This window comes from Tenacibaculum sp. nBUS_03 (genome assembly GCF_051201695.1).
In the GTDB taxonomy this organism is placed as follows: domain Bacteria; phylum Bacteroidota; class Bacteroidia; order Flavobacteriales; family Flavobacteriaceae; genus Polaribacter.
This window is the reverse complement of sequence record NZ_CP179214.1, coordinates 3,528,522-3,545,817: the sequence shown is the minus strand read 5'-3', so window position 1 is coordinate 3,545,817 and position 17,296 is coordinate 3,528,522. Positions and strand designations below refer to the sequence as shown.

At 29.8% G+C, this 17,296-nt stretch carries 21 protein-coding genes; 16 read left to right on the top strand and 5 right to left on the bottom strand.

From position 1 onward, the window contains the following. Positions 1-14: 14 nt before the first annotated feature. The 7 genes from ACMFBB_RS16110 (at position 15) to groL (ending at position 5,061) form a co-directional block, all read left to right on the top strand. Positions 15-1,244, top strand: coding sequence for a sigma 54-interacting transcriptional regulator (locus tag ACMFBB_RS16110; protein ID WP_435261762.1), 1,230 nt, complete (start codon positions 15-17; stop codon positions 1,242-1,244). A 53-nt stretch (positions 1,245-1,297) separates the two neighbouring features. Beyond that, positions 1,298-1,804: an LptE family protein gene (locus ACMFBB_RS16105; protein ID WP_435261761.1), complete on the top strand. Its 507-nt coding sequence runs from the start codon at positions 1,298-1,300 to the stop codon at positions 1,802-1,804. A 9-nt stretch (positions 1,805-1,813) separates the two neighbouring features. After that, a complete protein-coding gene (locus ACMFBB_RS16100; RefSeq protein ID WP_435261760.1) occupies positions 1,814-2,287 on the top strand; it encodes a hypothetical protein in 474 nt (157 codons plus the stop codon). A gap of 98 nt (positions 2,288-2,385) precedes the next feature. Beyond that, positions 2,386-2,538 (top strand): hypothetical protein, encoded by a 153-nt coding sequence (locus ACMFBB_RS16095; protein WP_435261759.1) that lies wholly within the window; start codon positions 2,386-2,388, stop codon positions 2,536-2,538. After that, positions 2,538-2,882 carry a preprotein translocase subunit SecG gene (secG, locus tag ACMFBB_RS16090; protein ID WP_435261758.1) on the top strand — a complete coding sequence of 115 codons (345 nt, stop codon included), beginning with the start codon at positions 2,538-2,540 and terminating at the stop codon, positions 2,880-2,882. Before ACMFBB_RS16095 ends, secG begins: the two co-directional genes overlap by 1 nt. A gap of 169 nt (positions 2,883-3,051) precedes the next feature. Then, a complete protein-coding gene (locus ACMFBB_RS16085; RefSeq protein WP_431165924.1) occupies positions 3,052-3,327 on the top strand; it encodes a co-chaperone GroES in 276 nt (91 codons plus the stop codon). A gap of 96 nt (positions 3,328-3,423) precedes the next feature. After that, positions 3,424-5,061 carry a chaperonin GroEL gene (gene groL / locus ACMFBB_RS16080; protein WP_435261757.1) on the top strand — a complete coding sequence of 546 codons (1,638 nt, stop codon included), beginning with the start codon at positions 3,424-3,426 and terminating at the stop codon, positions 5,059-5,061. A 90-nt stretch (positions 5,062-5,151) separates the two neighbouring features. Here the strand turns inward: groL and sppA are convergent, their stop codons facing one another. Beyond that, on the bottom strand, positions 5,152-6,897 hold the full coding sequence (gene sppA / locus ACMFBB_RS16075; protein ID WP_435261756.1) for a signal peptide peptidase SppA: 1,746 nt from the start codon (positions 6,895-6,897) through the stop codon (positions 5,152-5,154). Positions 6,898-6,947: 50 nt separating this feature from the next. Further along, positions 6,948-7,355, bottom strand: coding sequence for a DUF6146 family protein (locus ACMFBB_RS16070; protein WP_435261755.1), 408 nt, complete (start codon positions 7,353-7,355; stop codon positions 6,948-6,950). Positions 7,356-7,461: 106 nt separating this feature from the next. Between ACMFBB_RS16070 and ACMFBB_RS16065 the strand changes: the two genes are divergently transcribed. The 3 genes from ACMFBB_RS16065 to ACMFBB_RS16055 all read left to right on the top strand — a co-directional run bounded on the left by ACMFBB_RS16065 (position 7,462) and on the right by ACMFBB_RS16055 (position 11,115). Beyond that, entirely contained in the window at positions 7,462-8,022 is a 561-nt protein-coding gene (locus ACMFBB_RS16065) for a DNA-3-methyladenine glycosylase I (protein WP_435261754.1), read from the top strand. A 47-nt stretch (positions 8,023-8,069) separates the two neighbouring features. Further along, on the top strand, positions 8,070-10,106 hold the full coding sequence (locus ACMFBB_RS16060) for a dipeptidyl-peptidase 3 family protein (RefSeq protein WP_435261753.1): 2,037 nt from the start codon (positions 8,070-8,072) through the stop codon (positions 10,104-10,106). Positions 10,107-10,194: 88 nt separating this feature from the next. Next, complete coding sequence (locus tag ACMFBB_RS16055) at positions 10,195-11,115, top strand: ion channel (RefSeq protein ID WP_435261752.1); 921 nt, start codon at positions 10,195-10,197, stop codon at positions 11,113-11,115. Here ACMFBB_RS16055 and ACMFBB_RS16050 read toward each other — a convergent pair. Further along, entirely contained in the window at positions 11,112-11,303 is a 192-nt protein-coding gene (locus tag ACMFBB_RS16050) for a hypothetical protein (RefSeq protein ID WP_435261751.1), read from the bottom strand. The two genes, ACMFBB_RS16055 and ACMFBB_RS16050, sit on opposite strands and share 4 nt — an antisense overlap. A 203-nt stretch (positions 11,304-11,506) precedes the next feature. On the opposite strand from ACMFBB_RS16050, the gene ACMFBB_RS16045 reads away from it, so the two are divergent. From ACMFBB_RS16045 to ACMFBB_RS16035, 3 genes are read left to right on the top strand one after another with little or no spacing between them, the layout of a single operon-like run. Then, positions 11,507-12,235, top strand: a complete 729-nt coding sequence (locus ACMFBB_RS16045) for an SDR family NAD(P)-dependent oxidoreductase (RefSeq protein ID WP_435261750.1) — start codon at positions 11,507-11,509, stop codon at positions 12,233-12,235. Positions 12,236-12,239: 4 nt separating this feature from the next. After that, a complete protein-coding gene (locus tag ACMFBB_RS16040) occupies positions 12,240-12,920 on the top strand; it encodes an HAD family hydrolase (protein WP_435261749.1) in 681 nt (226 codons plus the stop codon). 21 nt (positions 12,921-12,941) lie between these two features. Next, positions 12,942-13,328, top strand: coding sequence for a hypothetical protein (locus ACMFBB_RS16035; protein WP_435261748.1), 387 nt, complete (start codon positions 12,942-12,944; stop codon positions 13,326-13,328). Positions 13,329-13,332: 4 nt separating this feature from the next. On the opposite strand, the gene ACMFBB_RS16030 is transcribed toward ACMFBB_RS16035, so the two are convergent. Next, positions 13,333-14,169: a TlpA family protein disulfide reductase gene (locus ACMFBB_RS16030; RefSeq protein WP_435261747.1), complete on the bottom strand. Its 837-nt coding sequence runs from the start codon at positions 14,167-14,169 to the stop codon at positions 13,333-13,335. Between the two features lie 75 nt (positions 14,170-14,244). Then, positions 14,245-15,294 carry a branched-chain amino acid aminotransferase gene (locus ACMFBB_RS16025; protein ID WP_435261746.1) on the bottom strand — a complete coding sequence of 350 codons (1,050 nt, stop codon included), beginning with the start codon at positions 15,292-15,294 and terminating at the stop codon, positions 14,245-14,247. 119 nt (positions 15,295-15,413) lie between these two features. Here ACMFBB_RS16025 and ACMFBB_RS16020 point away from each other — a divergent pair, with 119 nt between their 5' ends. From ACMFBB_RS16020 to mnmD, 3 genes are read left to right on the top strand one after another with little or no spacing between them, the layout of a single operon-like run. Then, the gene (locus ACMFBB_RS16020) at positions 15,414-15,917 is read left to right on the top strand and encodes a DUF4920 domain-containing protein (RefSeq protein ID WP_435261745.1); all 504 of its coding nucleotides are present in this window, start codon (positions 15,414-15,416) and stop codon (positions 15,915-15,917) included. Then, positions 15,917-16,333: a hypothetical protein gene (locus ACMFBB_RS16015; protein WP_435261744.1), complete on the top strand. Its 417-nt coding sequence runs from the start codon at positions 15,917-15,919 to the stop codon at positions 16,331-16,333. Before ACMFBB_RS16020 ends, ACMFBB_RS16015 begins: the two co-directional genes overlap by 1 nt. Before the next feature lies 1 nt (position 16,334). Beyond that, entirely contained in the window at positions 16,335-16,991 is a 657-nt protein-coding gene (mnmD, locus tag ACMFBB_RS16010; protein WP_435261743.1) for a tRNA (5-methylaminomethyl-2-thiouridine)(34)-methyltransferase MnmD, read from the top strand. Positions 16,992-17,296: the final 305 nt, after the last annotated feature.

The window sequence follows — 17,296 nt, the reverse complement described above, 5'->3', positions numbered from 1 at the left end:
TCTTATAAGTAACTTTGGAAAATTTACAAGCTACAAAACAACGTTTTGGCATTATCGGAAACGATCTTCAGCTCAATAGAGCTATTGAAAAAGCTATTAGAGTTGCTCCTACTGATATTTCTGTGTTAGTTGTTGGTGAAAGTGGAGTTGGAAAAGAAAGCGTCCCTAAAATTATTCATCAATTATCACATAGAAAACATGCAAAATATATAGCTGTAAACTGTGGAGCAATCCCTGAGGGCACTATTGACAGTGAATTATTCGGACATGAAAAAGGAGCTTTTACAGGAGCAACAGCTACACGAAAAGGATATTTTGAAGTCGCAGACGGTGGTACTATTTTTTTAGATGAAGTTGGAGAATTACCTTTAACTACTCAAGTGCGTTTATTACGTGTTTTAGAAAATGGTGAATTTATAAAGGTTGGCTCATCTCAAGTACAAAAAACGAATGTAAGGATTGTAGCAGCGACTAATGTTAACATGCATAATGCCATTAGTAATGGCAAGTTTCGAGAAGATTTATACTATCGTTTAAGCACAATTGAAATACCACTACCTCCATTAAAACAACGTGGAGAAGATATTCATTTACTTTTTAGAAAATTTGCTGCTGATTTCGCTCAGAAATACCGTATGCCTACTATTCGGCTAGAAGAAAACGCTGTAAAAGTGTTATTAAATTATAATTTCCCTGGAAACATAAGACAGTTAAGAAATATTGCAGAACAAATATCAGTTGTTGAAGAAAACAGACTTATTTCACCTGAAAAATTAGCCCAATATTTACCTAATATACAAGGAAATCTTCCTGCTGTTGTTAATAACAACAATTCCAATAGTAATAACGATTTTTCTAACGAACGAGATATTATGTATAAGATATTGTTTGATATGAGAAATGATATTAATGATTTAAAAAAATTAACCTTAGATTTATTAAAAGAAGGAAACTCAAAACAAGTTCAGGAAGATAATCATAGGTTAATTCAAAAAATATATCAAGAACAACAAACTGAAACCCCAAAAGTTGAAGTTGTTCAAATACCAGAGTCGTCAAGTCAAAATAATTATGATTTTGTTGAAACTATTGAGGAAGATGAAAATTTATCATTACAAGAAAAAGAAATTGAAATGATAAGGAGGTCTTTAGAAAAAAATAACGGAAAACGTAAACTTGCTTCAAAAGAACTAGGCATCTCTGAAAGAACACTTTACAGAAAAATTAAACAGTACGATTTATAAAAAATTTAACTTTCGTTTTATTTACCTTTACAGAACTACATTATTGAATTAAAATGAGAAAACTTTTATACACATCTTTATCATTAATACTTCTAATTACTTTTATAGGTTGTGGAGCGTACTCTTTCACTGGAGGAAATACTGGAAATGCTAAAACAATTCAGATTGATTTTTTTTCAAATCGAGCTCCAATAATTGAACCTACACTGAGTAAACGTTTTACCCAAGACTTAAGAGATCTATTTAATCGTCAAACTAATTTAGCTTTAGTAAGGGTTGGAGGGCAATTACATTTTGAAGGTGAGATAACTGATTATCGAATTTCTCCTATGAGTGCTACTGCAAATCAAACAGCAGCACAAAATAGACTTACCATTGTTGTTAATGTACGTTTTACTAACAATTTGGTGGAAAAAGACAGTTTTGAAAAACAATTTACTTTTTACTATGATTATGGTGCTTCTGAGCAACTAACAGGAAATGTATTAGACAACGCTTTAAAAAATATACTAGAACGTATTACTCAAGATATTTTTAATGAATCAGTAGCAAAATGGTAATACTATAATTTGACAACAGACGAATACATAAAATATATTGAAAGTCCTGAGCTTTTTCAGGATGAAGAAATTAATCAATTAAAATCTATAATTGATAAATATCCTTATTTTCAATCTGCACGTTCTTTATATTTAAGAGCGTTAAAAAACAAAGAAAGTTACAAATACAATAATGAACTAAAAATAACCGCTGCACATACAACTGATCGATCAGTTTTATTTGATTTTATTACCTCAAAAAGTTTTAAATCGACTAAAAAAAATACAGAAAAAAGAAGCATAAGGGAAGCTGTAATACAAAAAACAAAATTATTAAAAACTGGTACAGTTAAAAAAGAATTAACTATAGGTGAGCCTCTTAACTTCACAAAGAAAGAAACCTTTTCTTTTAATCAATGGTTAGAACTTTCTTCAAAAAATACTATTGTAAGAGATTTTTCTTCAGAAAAAAGATCGAAAAAAATTCTGAGAAGGATATATTAATTAATCGTTTTATTGAAACCAGCCCTAAAATAACAAGACCAACAAAAGGTGTCTCTAAAGAAATTAAGGTTAAAGAATCTCAACAAAACAATAGGTTAATGACCGAAACTTTAGCTAAAGTTTATCTTGAACAGAAAAAATATGATAGTGCAATTCAAGCATATAAAATATTAAGTTTGAAATATCCAGAAAAAAGTGGTTTCTTTGCAGACCAAATTAAGAAAATTAAAATTTTACAAAACAATAAATAATGACTACATATACTTTACTTTTAGTGTTAATTTTAATAGTTGCAATAGCATTAATTTTAATTGTAATGGTACAAAATCCTAAAGGAGGCGGATTATCTTCATCTTTTGGTGGTGGTGGATCTCAAAATATTGGAGGTGTACAAAACACAAACAACTTTTTAGATAAAACTACATGGACTTTAGCAATAACAATGTTTGCGTTAATTTTATTAGCTAATTTTGCAATTCCTAGAGGAAACACTGAAAGTGCTCCTCAATTAGATGACACATTAAGCGGAGTAGAAACAACAACAACGAATACACCAGCTACAACAACGAATACAGCAAACGATAGCGTGAAATAAACACTATCAATAACTCATATAAAAATGCCAACGAAATGACACGTTGGCATTTTTTTATTATAAAAAAACTATACTACTTGAAAAAGTGTCAGCATAAAAACAATGGCATAATTTCTGACTAACTGTAACCAGTTAAAAACTTAATTTAATTAATTAAAATATATATATAATGGGATTAAACATTAAGCCTTTAGCAGATAGAGTTCTTGTAGAGCCTGCTGCCGCAGAAACCACTACTGCATCAGGAATTATTATTCCAGACAACGCTAAAGAAAAGCCTCAGAAAGGAATTATTGTTGCAGTTGGAACAGGTACAAAAGATGAGCCTTTAACTGTAAAAGTTGGAGATACAGTTTTATACGGGAAGTATGCTGGAACGGAATTAAAACTTGAAGGAAAGGATTATTTAATTATGAGAGAAAGTGACATTTTCGCTATTATCTAAATAATTATTTTTTGAGCTATTCAATTGCTCATTATAAATTAACTAAAATCAAAGTCTAAAATTACATATAAGATTTAGACAAAAAACTACAATAAAATGGCAAAAGATATAAAATTTGATGTTGATGCTCGTGACGGTTTAAAACGTGGAGTAGATGCATTAGCTAACGCAGTAAAAGTAACTTTAGGTCCAAAAGGACGTAATGTAATTATTTCAAAATCTTTCGGAGCTCCTCATGTAACAAAAGACGGTGTTACTGTAGCTAAAGAAATTGAATTAGAAGATGCTCTAGAAAATATGGGAGCACAAATGGTAAAGGAAGTTGCTTCTAAAACTAACGATTTAGCAGGTGATGGTACAACTACAGCTACTGTTTTAGCTCAGTCTATAGTTAAAGAAGGTTTAAAAAATGTTGCTGCTGGGGCAAATCCTATGGATTTAAAACGTGGAATTGACAAAGCTGTTGCTGTTATTACTGAAGACTTAGCTAAACAATCTGAAGAAGTTGGAAATTCTTCTGAAAAAATACAACAAGTAGCTTCTATTTCTGCAAATAATGATCAAGTAATTGGTGATCTAATCGCAACTGCTTTTGGTAAAGTTGGTAAAGAAGGTGTTATAACTGTTGAAGAAGCTAAAGGGACTGACACATATGTAGATGTTGTTGAAGGAATGCAATTTGATAGAGGTTATTTATCTCCTTACTTTGTAACGGATGCAGATAAAATGATTGCCACTCTAGAAAATCCTTATATTTTATTATTCGATAAAAAGATTTCTAACTTACAAGAAATTCTTCCAATATTAGAACCTGTTTCTCAATCAGGTAGACCTTTATTAATTATTGCTGAAGACGTAGACGGACAAGCCTTAGCTACTTTAGTAGTGAATAAATTACGTGGTGGTTTAAAAATTGCAGCTGTAAAAGCTCCTGGTTTTGGCGATCGTAGAAAAGCAATGTTAGAAGACATCTCTATCTTAACTGGTGGTACTGTTATTTCTGAAGAAAGAGGTTTCTCATTAGAAAATGCTACTCTAGATTTATTAGGAACTGCAGAAACTGTTACTATTGATAAAGACAACACTACGATTGTTAATGGTTCGGGCGATGAAACACAAATTAAAGCTCGTGTTAATCAAATTAAAGCTCAAATTGAAACAACTACATCTGATTACGATCGTGAAAAGTTACAAGAGCGTTTAGCTAAATTAGCTGGTGGTGTTGCTGTTTTATATGTAGGTGCTGCTTCTGAGGTAGAAATGAAAGAAAAGAAAGATAGAGTTGATGATGCTTTACACGCTACAAGAGCTGCCGTTGAAGAAGGTATTGTTGCTGGTGGTGGTGTTGCTTTAGTGAGAGCTAAAAAAGTATTAGAAACATTAACTACTGAAAACTTAGATGAAACTACTGGTGTACAAATTGTAAACAGAGCTATTGAATCTCCATTAAGAACTATTGTTGAAAATGCTGGTGGTGAAGGCTCTGTAGTTATCAATAAAGTACTTGAAGGTGAAAAAGATTTTGGTTACGATGCTAAATCTGAAACATATGTAAATATGTTAGACGCTGGAATTATTGACCCTAAAAAGGTAACTCGTGTAGCTTTAGAAAATGCTGCTTCAGTTGCTGGAATGATTTTAACTACTGAATGTGCATTAATTGATATTAAAGAAGACGCTCCAGCAGGAGGTGGAATGCCTCCAATGGGTGGTGGAATGCCAGGAATGATGTAATATAATTAGAACTATTTTATCTATAGTTTATAAAATAAAAAGGCTGTTTGAAAATTCAAACAGCCTTTTTTTTATGATAATTAAGCTTAATTACTTAACTTCAAATATAAAAGGGATTCTTGCCTGAATTCCTTTTATATTTTTTATCTGATTTATATTGTTGTACAATCTATAATTTTCTTCTCCTAAAGCCTCTTTTAACAATTCTTCTTTTGATAATTTTGTAAAAGGAGAAAACTTAAACGACTCTTTCAAATCTTTTTTATAATTAGGATAATTTCTAACTCTATAGTTATCTATTTTAGCAATGCTTGCTGCCATTTCAATAGCATCTTCAAGGCCACCCAAAGCATCAACCAAACCATTTTCTAATGCTTGTTTACCTGTCCAAACTCTTCCTTGGGCAATTTTGTCAACCTCATCAAACTTCATACCCCTACCATCTGCTACACGAGTTACAAAAACATTATAAATCTGTTCTACACCTTCTTTAGTAACCTTATAAAATTTCTCATCAATAGGTTCAAAAACGCTATAACTAGGACTACTATTAGTAGAAACTTGTTCAGCATTAATTCCTAATTTATCTGTAAACTTACTAATATTTGGTATCATTCCAAAAACACCGATAGAACCAGTTATTGTAGAAGGTTCGGCAATAATTTTATCTGCATTACAAGCAATATAATACCCTCCTGAAGCGGCTAAATTCCCCATAGAAACAACTAAAGGTTTTTCTTTCTTTGTCAATTCTAGCTCTCTCCAAATCAACTCAGAAGCTAAAGCACTCCCTCCAGGGGAATTAACGCGTAAAACAATTGCTTTAACACTCTTATCCTTTCTTGCTTTTCTTATTGCTTTATTTATGATTCCTTGACCAATTATATCTTCATTCCCTTCACCATACATTATTTGTCCTTGAGCATAAATTACAGCTATTTTATTTTTTTCTAATGAAGCTTTTCTACCTTTCCCTGACTTTATATAGTCTTGAATAGTTAACGTATTAACTTTTGATGCAACAAGTGATTCTAATTTATTTTTATATTCATCTTCATATATTAAATCATCAATTAAATTATTGTCTTTGGCTAAATCAGCATTTCTTCCTTTTAAATTATCTGCAATTTCATTCAATTTTTCAACAGAAATTTTTCTACTTTTACTAATATCTCCTGTCATTTCAGACCAAATAGACTTCAAAAAAGAAACTGTTTGCTCTCTGTTAGCTTCACTCATTTTGTTTGTCAAATAAGGTTCTACTGCACTTTTATATTTACCATGACGGATTACTTCCATTTTAACCCCATACTTATCTTCAAAATCTTTGTAATACAAAATCTCTGTTGATAGCCCTTTGAAATCTACCATCCCTACAGGATTGACAAAAACACTATCAGCAACTGAACTTAAATAGTAATTCTTTTGATCATAGAAATCATTATATGCATAAACAAATTTTCCACTTTCCTTAAACTCTTGTATTTTGTTTCGAATAGCTTGAGTTTGAGCTATTCCTGCATTTACATATACAGTGCTGATATTAATTCCTTTAATATTAGGATCTGTTTTAGCATTATCAATAGCGTTTAGAATGTTATTTAAAGCTAATTTCTGATCATTCAACTCCAATATCTCTGCTAAAGGACTCGTGTCTTTTGGAGCATAATCTTTTATTGAAGTAGACAAATCAAGCTTTAAAACTGAATTTGGTTTTACCATTATTTCATCAGAGGACCCCATTAAAGAAGCTATGAAAATAAAAAAAATAAAGATTAAAAAAATAGATATAAAAAAGCCCACAATAGCGGCTAGTAAATTTCGTAAAAAGTTCATGCTAGGTAATTATTTTTAATAACAAATATACGCTTTTGACCTCAAAAATATCACCTTAAAACTATTCTATATTTACCCTGCACAAATTCAAAATAATTGAACAACTTATAATTCACCTCATACCCATAATCAATATGAATATTATAATCAATTATATTTTCATAAATATTCGGATTAAACATCCCTGGGTTTCCTACCCTTCTATTCCAAGCAGTAACATAAAATCTATTTTTATTTTCTAAATAAGATTGAGAATAAAATCCTACAGGTCTAGCAATCGAATTAAGATATGTTGTAAAGCCTGGGTCGATTATAATAATTTCATACTCTAAACTATCATTTGCAATTACAACAGGCTCTTCTTTTACTGTTGATTTATTTTTTACAGATGTAAAAGCACAACCATAAAAAACAAAACTTAAAATTACCGTTATTAATACATACTTCAAAACTTTCATAATCAATGATGATTTTCAACCTCTATAAAGTTCGGAAAATTATTCCAGTTACAAATTGTTTTTAAATGATTTAACAGTATTTTTATGCATCTTAAAACTAAACAATATGAAAAACAGGTGCTTTTGGGTTAGCAATGACCCTTTATATATTGAATACCATGATAATGAATGGGGAGTTCCTGTGTATGACGATGATAAATTATTTGAATTTTTAATTTTAGAAACTTTTCAAGCTGGTTTAAGTTGGATTACAGTTTTAAAAAAACGTGAAAACTTTAGAATAGCTTTTGACAATTTTGATTACAAAAAAATAGCTAAATATTCAGATAATAAATATGAACAGTTATTACAAAACGCTGGAATTATTCGAAATAAATTAAAAATAAAAGCAACAATATCAAATGCCATAGCTTTTATAAAAGTACAAGAAGAATTTGGTACCTTTTCTAAATATATTTGGGAGTTCACCAATGGAAAGCCTATTAAAAATGTATTTAATAAACGAGAAGACGTACCAGCAACTACAGAACTTTCAGATAAAATTTCAAAAGATTTAAAAAAACGAGGTTTCAAATTTGTTGGTTCAACAGTTATCTATGCTCACATGCAAGCAACAGGTATGGTAAATGATCATACTACAGATTGTTTTAGATATCACGAAGTTTAATTTCGTATTTTTATCGCTCAACTAAAAATTAATTTAAATATTTATAAATGAACTTAAAACAAGTGCTTTGTACGATTGCTACTACAAGTATTTTATTTTCTTGTGGTATTGACACTAAAAAAGAAGCTACTGCAACAAAGGAAACTAAAACTAAAGAATTTGAACATGTAGTTGAACAATTTGCTGACATCAAAGTTTTACGCTACCAAATTCCTGGTTTTAAAGAATTAACATTAAAAGAAAAACAATTAGTTTACTACTTAACGCAGGCTGGTTTAGCGGGGCGTGATATTATGTGGGACCAAAATTACCGTCATAATTTAGAAATTAGAAAATCCTTAGAAACTGTAAATACCAATTTTAAAGGAGATAAAAAAAGCAAAGATTACATTGCTTTTAAAACCTACTTAAAAAGAATTTGGTTTTCAAACGGAATACATCACCACTACTCTAACGACAAATTAAAACCTGAATTTTCAAAAGAATATTTAGAAAGTTTATTAAAAGAAACGAATACTACTTTATCTACTGAAGCTTTAGAGGTAATTTTTAATGACAAAGACGCTAAGAAAGTAAATAAAAAAGCTGGAGTTGATAATGTTTTAGCTTCGGCTATTAATTTTTACAGTCCAGATATTACAAGTAAAGATGTTGAAAATTTCTATGCTAAAGCTTACAAAGGCCCAGAAGGAAAACCTATAGAAGCTGGCTTAAATTCAAAATTAGTTCGTGAAAATGGAAAATTAGTTGAAAAAGTATGGAAGTCTGGTGGTATGTATGGAGCAGCTATCGACAAAATCATTTACTGGTTAGAAAAAGCTAAAAGCGTAGCAGAAAACACAAAACAAGAAACTACCCTAAGTTTATTAATTGAATATTATAAAACTGGTAACTTGGACGTTTGGGATCAATACGCTATATCTTGGGTTACTTCTACTGAAGGAAATATTGATTGGATAAACGGATTTATTGAAGTATACAATGACCCTAAAGGGTATAGAGGATCATATGAAACTGTTGTTCAAATAAAAGATTTTGACATGTCTAAAAAAATGAAAGTTTTATCTGATAATGCTCAATGGTTTGAAGATAACTCTCCTTTAGACCCTGCCCACAAAAAAGAGAATGTTGTTGGTGTTTCTTATAAAACAGTAAATGTGGCTGGTGAAGCTGGAGATGCTTCTCCAAGCACACCTATAGGAGTAAACCTACCTAACAACAACTGGATTCGTCAAGAACACGGATCTAAGTCTGTTTCCTTAGGTAATATTATTGGAGCATACAATAATGCTGGAGGAACTGGACGTTTAGAAGAATTTGCTCATGACAAAGAAGAAATTGAGTTAGAAATAAAATATGGAAAACTTGCTGATAAATTACACACAGCTTTACATGAAGTTATCGGGCATGCTTCTGGTAAAATTAATGACGGAATAGGACAACCGAAAGAAACTCTAAAAAACTATGCCTCTACCATGGAAGAAGGTAGGGCTGATTTAGTAGGGTTATATTATTTAATGGATCCAAAATTACAAGAACTTGGACTGGTTGATGATTGGAAAAAAGTTGGTAAAGCTGCTTACGATGGATATATCAGAAATGGATTAATGACTCAATTAATACGAATTAATTTAGGTGATGACATTGAAGAAGATCACATGGTAAATCGTCAATGGGTGTCTGCTTGGTCGTTTGAACAAGGTAAAAAAGAAAACGTAATTGAAAAAGTTGTAAAAAATGGAAAAACTTATTTTATAATCAACGATTACGCAAAGCTTCATAAAATTTTTGGACGCTTATTAAAAGAAACGCAAAGAATCAAATCAGAAGGAGATTTTGAGGCTGCCAAAGCTTTAGTTGAAGGATATGGAGTAAAAGTAGACCAAGAACTTCATAAAGAGGTCTTAGAACGTAATTCTCAATTTAAATCTGCTCCATACAGTGGTTTTGTAAACCCTGTATTAACTCCTATAACAGATGATAAAGGTACTATTACTGACATAGAAATTATGCAACCAAATTCTTTTGAAGAGCAGATGTATTTTTATGCTAAAAATTATAGTTTTTTACCGAGTAAAAACTAATTTTATTTTAATATTACATTAAATAAAACAAGCCGATTCTTTTCAGAATCGGTTTTTGTATTTTTACACCTGGTAATAAAAAATCCCTATGGCTAAAAAAATTAAAGATCCTGGGTTGGGATATTCTTCAAAAAGGAATGCACAAAACATTATTAATAAAGACGGAACCTCAAACATTCTTCATATTAATAAGAAGTTTACTATTCGAGATATTTACACTTATTTCATTGAACTTTCTTGGATAAAATTCTTTGCCTTTGTTTTTATTGGTTATACACTTCTTAATATAGCTTTTGGTCTAATTTATACCTTCATAGGTATTAACCAAATAACAGATGAAAAAGGAAGTTTTTTTGATGACTTATTAAATGGTTTCTTTTTTAGCGCACAAACCTTAACAACAGTTGGCTATGGAGGATTAGCTCCTCAAGGTATGCTAGCTAACTTTATTGCTGCTTTTGAAGCTATGCTAGGTTTATTGAGTTTTTCTTTTATTACTGGACTTATATACGGTCGTTTTTCTAAGCCTAAAGCTGCTATTCATTTTAGCGAAAACATAATACTAAGAGACTTTAAAGAGCATAGAGCTTTAATGTTTCGTATCATGAATAGTAGAAAAACAGTAATGATAGAACCTGAAGTTACAGTAACGCTATCAATAACACAAGATACAGGAGATCATAAATTTAAACGAAATTACTATAGGTTCTCTTTAGAAAGGGATAAAATAATGTACCTCCCTACTGCTTGGACAATTGTGCATGAAATAGATGAAAACAGTCCTCTATATAGGTATACTAATGAAGAAATAGAAAAGTTAGATGCTGAACTATACATTCTTGTTCGATATCATGAACAATCATTTGGGCAAGACGTATACCAAATATCTTCATATGATTTTTCAAAACTGAAAGTTGGAGCCAAATACATTCCTACTTTTTATTATGACAGTGAAGGGTATACCGTTTTAGATCATTCTAAACTAAATGAATTAGAAGATCTCGATTAATGCTTATTTATATATTTAAAAAGAAATAACAATACTATAGTTACTACTATCGATATTGCAACATATAATGCTGCATTTTGGTAATGCTTTTTATTTCTTTTGGCATCTTTTTTATAACTAATAACCATAGCAATTATAAAAACAACCACAAATAAGCTTGCAAAAATTATTCGACCTGGAGTAAACATAAAATTGTATTTTTAGCAAAGTTAAAGAATGATTTATATTGTTGATTACAAAATTTAGATTTTTTTAAAATTTGTAATCATCAATAGCTGTTATGTAATAACTTTAAATTCTCAAATATAAAAATCAAAGAGATATAGAATAAGAAATAAACTTTATTATATTTACCTGATAGGTAATTTTTATTCTTATACATAAATTAACTATGGAAACTAAAACAGCTATTGTTTTTGGTGCCACTTCTGGTATTGGAAAAAATTTAACAGAGCTTTTAATTAATGATGGTTATAAAGTAGCTATTACCGGAAGGAGAATAGAAAAGCTAGAAGAATTAAAAAACAATTATCCGTCTCAAATTATTAGTAAACAAAACGACATACAAAAAATTGATAGTGTTGAAAATGTATTTAACGAAATTGTTAAAGAATTAGGCAAAATTGACTTAGTTATACAATCGTCTGGTGTAGGATTTACCAATACTAAATTAGACTGGGATAAAGAAAACACCACTATACAAACTAATATAATTGGTGTTACTAAATTGTATAATTTAGCCTACATCTTATTTAAAAAACAAGGATTTGGCCATTTAGTTGGAATTTCATCTATTGCCTCATTACGAGGTAATAGATATGCTCCTGCTTACTTTGCGTCAAAAGCATATCAAAAAGCATACCTAGATAGTTTATATATCAAAACAAAATCAATACCATCAAGAAAAGTGTATATCACCGATATTAGACCAGGCTATGTAGATACTGCAATGGCCTTAGGTGATGGTATTTTTTGGCTTGCTCCACTTGAAAAAGCAAGTAAACAAATATATAGAGCTATTAAAAGAAAAAAACGGGTAGCTTATATCTCTAAACGCTGGATATTTATTGCATGGATTCTAAAAATTGTCCCTGCTAAACTTTTAAAATTAGCCACATAACATTATGACAAAGAAAAATTTAATCGTACTTGATATAGACGACACACTTACTAAAAGTGAAGATAAACACATCGATTCTTTATTATTTGCAATGAAACACTTTGGAATAACTGAAGTAAATACTGATTGGAAAACCTATAAAAACGCTACTGACAGTTATATTTTCAGTGTAAACTATGAGAAAACACATCAGAAAAAATTTGACTTTGATTTTATTCCTGAATTTGAAAAAGTTATGACCAAATATTTTTTAAGTTACCCTGACACTCCAGAAGTTGAAGGTGCAAAAAAAATGGTTGATTATCTTATTGATGAAACTAATTATGGGGTTTGTTTTGCTACTGGCTCTATTTTACAACCTGCTTTTTTAAAACTACAACAAGCAAAAATCAGTTTGATACCTGAAGTTTTAGAATCTTCAAATACTATTTTCACAAGAGAAAACATAGTAAAATCAGCTATAGAGAAAGCAAAAAAATACTATCATACTTCTAGTTTTGAAAACATCATTTCTTTTGGAGACGGCTTATGGGATGTTACAACTGCTAAAAATTTAGGCATTCATTTTGTAGGTGTAAATGATAAGAATATTTCAGACTTTAAAAAAATGAATATAAAACATCACATAAGTAATTGGACTCAATTTAACCTCAATGAAACTGAAAAGAAATTAGGAATAAAATAATTCACTATAAAATCTACATACATGAAAAACAAAATTGACGCCGTTCACGAATTCCATACTGCTTTTGGGTTAGGCATTAAAAAAACACCAACAACAAATATTGACAAAGAAAGAAAGTTACTTCGCTACAATTTAATGAAGGAGGAAAATGAAGAATATTTAGAAGCCGCTAAAAATGATGATTTGGTGGAAGTTGCAGATGCGTTAGGTGATATGCTATATATTTTATGTGGAACAATTATTGAGCACGGTATGCAAGATAAAATTGAAGAAGTATTTAATGAAATACAACGAAGTAATATGAGTAAATTAGGAGAAGACGGCAAGCCAATTTATCGTGAAGATGGAAAAGTTCTAAAAGGTCCAAATTATTTTAGACCTAACATAGACAAAATTTTAAACAATTAATTATTTAATTCACTTTACCTAAAATCCTATCTAATTCTGAAGATAAAGTACGTACATTATTAACCATTTTAATAATAACACCATTAGTATCAACAATTACATGTGTAGGATATTGCTTCACTTTCAATTTCTTAGACATGTATTTTTTTTGCATTGGAATCGTTGGATACTTAAACGTTTTCGTTTTTAAAAAGTTAATTAACTTTTCTTTCTCGTCAAAAGCTAAACTAACAAAGGCTACTTTTTCATCCTTATATTTATCAACTAACTTATTTAATTCAGGAAATTCTTCAACACAAACTTTACAAGTAATAAACCAACACTTTAACACGAGTAATTTTCCTTTTGTATCTTCTTTATTATAAGATACCCCATTTAAATCTACAAAATCATATGTCGGAAGCCTTTTTCCTTCCATCCTAAAATAATGATTTGCGTTATTTGCTAAACTTTTTATTGACTTTTTTATTTTTATTTCAGAAGTGTTTTTTAGAGGAACCAATTGATAAAACACCTCTCCTTTATCAACATTTTTTTTAGGTAAATAAGACCCTATTCTTAATAAATTTAAAAAAGCACCTTTACTAATTTTTTCTCCATTTTCATCAAGAGCTTTAAAAGTTGACATTAAATCAATATTCTTTTTTGAATACGAATCCCAACTTTTAAAGCTCTTTTGAATATCTCTAGACGTAAAATCTAATGTTGATTTATTTTTTATAGCTTTAGATTCAGATTTTACTTCGTCTAAACCATATGTTTTCAAATAAGCATTAATACTAAAATAGCTTATTCCAAAACCAGCTACAATAGATAATATTGTTAGCAATATATTTTTCATTTTCTTCCATATTAGTAATTATATACACTTCTTAATATAATTAACTCAATTTTTAAGAAAATATTGTGTGTTTTTTTAAACTTTAACACTCCAACCATGTACATCCACCCCTCTATTATACTGTATATCAAGAAGCTTACCTTTAAAAATGGAAGCATACGAGTTTTCAATCTCAGGTAAATCGTAATCAATTTCTTTGTATCCAAAACCAGCAATAGGAGAAATAACTGCAGCTGTACCAGCTCCAAACATTTCTTTTAACTCACCACTTTTTGCTGCTTCAACAACTTCTTTTACTGTTATTTTACGTACTTCAAAAGGTATTTTATTATCTTCAGCTAATTGAAGAATACTTTTACGAGTAATACCATCTAAAATTCTATCGCTTGTAGGGCTTGTTATTAGTGTATCATTAATTCTAATAAAAATGTTCATTGCCCCAGCTTCTTCAATATATTCATGCGTATTATCATCAGTCCAAACTACTTGATTATACCCTTTATCAATGGCCAACTGAGTAGGATAAAACTGAGCTGCATAATTACCTCCAGCTTTTGCAAAACCTACACCTCCATTAGCTGATCTTGCATATTTTTCTTCTATTAAAACTGTTACTTTTCCAGAAAAATAAGCTCCAGACGGTGCTGTACAAATAATTAACTTATACTTATCAGCAGGTGATGCATGAAAACCTTCTCCAGTAGCGAACATAAAGGGACGAATATATAATGAACTTCCTTCATTAGTGGGAATCCAAGCATTATCAATCTTTAATAGCTCCTTCAAACCATCCATAAATATATCTTCAGGAATCTCTGGTATAACCATTCTTTTGGCAGAAATATTTAGTCTCTTACAATTATCAGAGGGACGAAATAACAACGTACTACCTTCGGCATCTTTATAAGCTTTCATTCCTTCAAAAATAGACTGTCCGTAATGGAAAATTTTAGCCGAAGGATCTAAAGTGATAGGACCATAAGGCACAATACTAGGATTTTGCCATTTTCCATCTATATAATCACAGACAAACATATGATCTGAAAAAACACTTCCAAACTTTAAATCATTAAAATCTACTTGACTAATTTTAGATTCTTTTATCGGTTGAATTTTGATATCCATAAACTACTATTTTTATAATACTACAAAGTTACAAAAACAATAAGTATCAATAGCATTACTTTAAGAGTTAAACAAATATACCTATCTTTGTTATTCTATTATTTTTTAAGCAACTGATTATGAAAAAACTACTTACTACAACTCTTGTAGTAGCTACTCTATTTTTCTCTTGTAAAACAGAAAAAAAAGAAACTACCCCCGAAAAAAACTCCCAAAAAACTGAATATGTGTCTTTTGGCGAAAAAATCTCAAGTGATAATCCATTGTCAAAAAGCGATGTTCTTACTAAATTCCAAAATTTAAAAACTGGAGATACTTTAAATATTAAGTTCACCTCTACCATAAATGAGGTATGCAAGAAAAAAGGATGTTGGATGAAATTAGATTTAGGTAATGAAAAAGAATCTATGGTGCGCTTTAAAGATTATGGCTTTTTCGTGCCACTAAATTCTGATAAAAAAGAGGTTATTGTTAATGGTAAAGCTTTTGTTACTGAAACTTCAGTTAAAGATTTACAACATTATGCTAAAGATGCAGGTAAAAGTGAGGAAGAAATAGCTCAGATTACTGAACCAAAATATACGTATGCTTTTGAAGCTAATGGTGTATTATTAAAAAACTAATGAAAAAATTATTTATAATTTTTTCATTAGTTTCTCTTCTTATTTCCTGTAAGGCAGAAGATAAACAACACACACAATTAATTATGTACAAGCAGTCAGAAATGGCTGCTTTAATGAATACGATGTATTATATTAATTTAGATTTAAAAAAGAACATTGTAGAGGGTAAAACTCTAGGGTTTTTTCCTGAAAGATATTTAAAAATACACACAGCTACCTTAACAGACTCAACTGACAGGACCTCCAGCTTTAAAAAGTTTTCAAACCTATATATACAAAATATGAAAAAAGTATATACCAGCTCTGCTGACTCTTTAAAATCGACATTTAATAAAGCTGTTAATAGCTGTATAGCATGCCACCAAACAACCTGTTTAGGACCAATACCTAGAATTAAAAAATTATTAATTCGATAATTTGAAAAGAGAAATAATTATAACTTCTGATGGTTCAACTACCATACATATACCAGAATGGGATGAACAATATCATTCTAAACATGGAGCTATTCAAGAAGCGTATCACGTATTTATTAAAAATGGCTTAGAAACCATTGAAAAGAATGAGATTTCAATACTTGAAATTGGATTTGGAACAGGATTAAACTGTTTAATTACTTTTTTAGAATCTCAAAAAAACATCAATTATGTTGGTGTAGAAGCCTATCCTATTACAAAAAAAGAAATTGAAAGTTTAAATTACGTATCTAGTTTAAATGCAGAAAATCAAGTAACTCATTTTAATAAAATGCACACTTGTTCATGGGAAACAAAACAACAAATCACATCTAACTTTAGTTTAACAAAACAACAAAAAAAGTTTAAAGACATTAATGATATAAATGCTTATGACTTAATTTATTTTGATGCATTCGGCGCTAGGGTTCAACCTGAATTATGGACTGAAGAAATTTTCAACAAAATGTATATTTCTCTAAAGAATAATGGAACATTAGTAACGTACTCTGCAAAAGGTAGTGTTAGACGTGCAATGCAAAAAGTAGGGTTTACCGTTGAGAGACTTCCTGGACCTCCTGGAAAAAGAGAAATGTTAAGAGGTAAAAAAAAATTATAAAACTTAAAATTCAACGTTACAAACAAGAGTAGGAGTAATAAAATCAAAGAGTATTTATTTTTTATGCAAAAAAAAGATGAAAACTATTATAACAAAAAATAAATTTTACTTTTTTTTTAATATAAATAGATAGCTTTGTTTTACCTTCGAATTGTAATTATTCAGCATAGAAAAAATGGAGTTTAAAAGAAGGTTTGGAAACAAAAAAAGAACAAAACCCCAAAAAGGATTGTTCTTAGTATTATTATTAGCACTTGCTCTTTATTTATGGTTTAATGCAGAAAAACTTTTAGAAAGAATTTTAT

Excerpts from the sequence above, each read along its gene's own strand:
- ACMFBB_RS16105 (WP_435261761.1), top strand. The coding sequence starts at position 1,298 with ATGAGAAAACTTTTATACACATCTTTATCATTAATACTTCTAATTACT.
- ACMFBB_RS16095 (WP_435261759.1), top strand. The coding sequence starts at position 2,386 with ATGACCGAAACTTTAGCTAAAGTTTATCTTGAACAGAAAAAATATGAT.
- secG (WP_435261758.1), top strand. The coding sequence starts at position 2,538 with ATGACTACATATACTTTACTTTTAGTGTTAATTTTAATAGTTGCAATA.
- ACMFBB_RS16085 (WP_431165924.1), top strand. The coding sequence starts at position 3,052 with ATGGGATTAAACATTAAGCCTTTAGCAGATAGAGTTCTTGTAGAGCCT.
- groL (WP_435261757.1), top strand. The coding sequence starts at position 3,424 with ATGGCAAAAGATATAAAATTTGATGTTGATGCTCGTGACGGTTTAAAA.
- sppA (WP_435261756.1), bottom strand. The coding sequence starts at position 6,897 with ATGAACTTTTTACGAAATTTACTAGCCGCTATTGTGGGCTTTTTTATA.
- ACMFBB_RS16070 (WP_435261755.1), bottom strand. The coding sequence starts at position 7,355 with ATGAAAGTTTTGAAGTATGTATTAATAACGGTAATTTTAAGTTTTGTT.
- ACMFBB_RS16065 (WP_435261754.1), top strand. The coding sequence starts at position 7,462 with ATGAAAAACAGGTGCTTTTGGGTTAGCAATGACCCTTTATATATTGAA.
- ACMFBB_RS16060 (WP_435261753.1), top strand. The coding sequence starts at position 8,070 with ATGAACTTAAAACAAGTGCTTTGTACGATTGCTACTACAAGTATTTTA.
- ACMFBB_RS16055 (WP_435261752.1), top strand. The coding sequence starts at position 10,195 with ATGGCTAAAAAAATTAAAGATCCTGGGTTGGGATATTCTTCAAAAAGG.
- ACMFBB_RS16050 (WP_435261751.1), bottom strand. The coding sequence starts at position 11,303 with ATGTTTACTCCAGGTCGAATAATTTTTGCAAGCTTATTTGTGGTTGTT.
- ACMFBB_RS16045 (WP_435261750.1), top strand. The coding sequence starts at position 11,507 with ATGGAAACTAAAACAGCTATTGTTTTTGGTGCCACTTCTGGTATTGGA.
- ACMFBB_RS16040 (WP_435261749.1), top strand. The coding sequence starts at position 12,240 with ATGACAAAGAAAAATTTAATCGTACTTGATATAGACGACACACTTACT.
- ACMFBB_RS16035 (WP_435261748.1), top strand. The coding sequence starts at position 12,942 with ATGAAAAACAAAATTGACGCCGTTCACGAATTCCATACTGCTTTTGGG.
- ACMFBB_RS16030 (WP_435261747.1), bottom strand. The coding sequence starts at position 14,169 with ATGAAAAATATATTGCTAACAATATTATCTATTGTAGCTGGTTTTGGA.
- ACMFBB_RS16025 (WP_435261746.1), bottom strand. The coding sequence starts at position 15,294 with ATGGATATCAAAATTCAACCGATAAAAGAATCTAAAATTAGTCAAGTA.
- ACMFBB_RS16020 (WP_435261745.1), top strand. The coding sequence starts at position 15,414 with ATGAAAAAACTACTTACTACAACTCTTGTAGTAGCTACTCTATTTTTC.
- ACMFBB_RS16015 (WP_435261744.1), top strand. The coding sequence starts at position 15,917 with ATGAAAAAATTATTTATAATTTTTTCATTAGTTTCTCTTCTTATTTCC.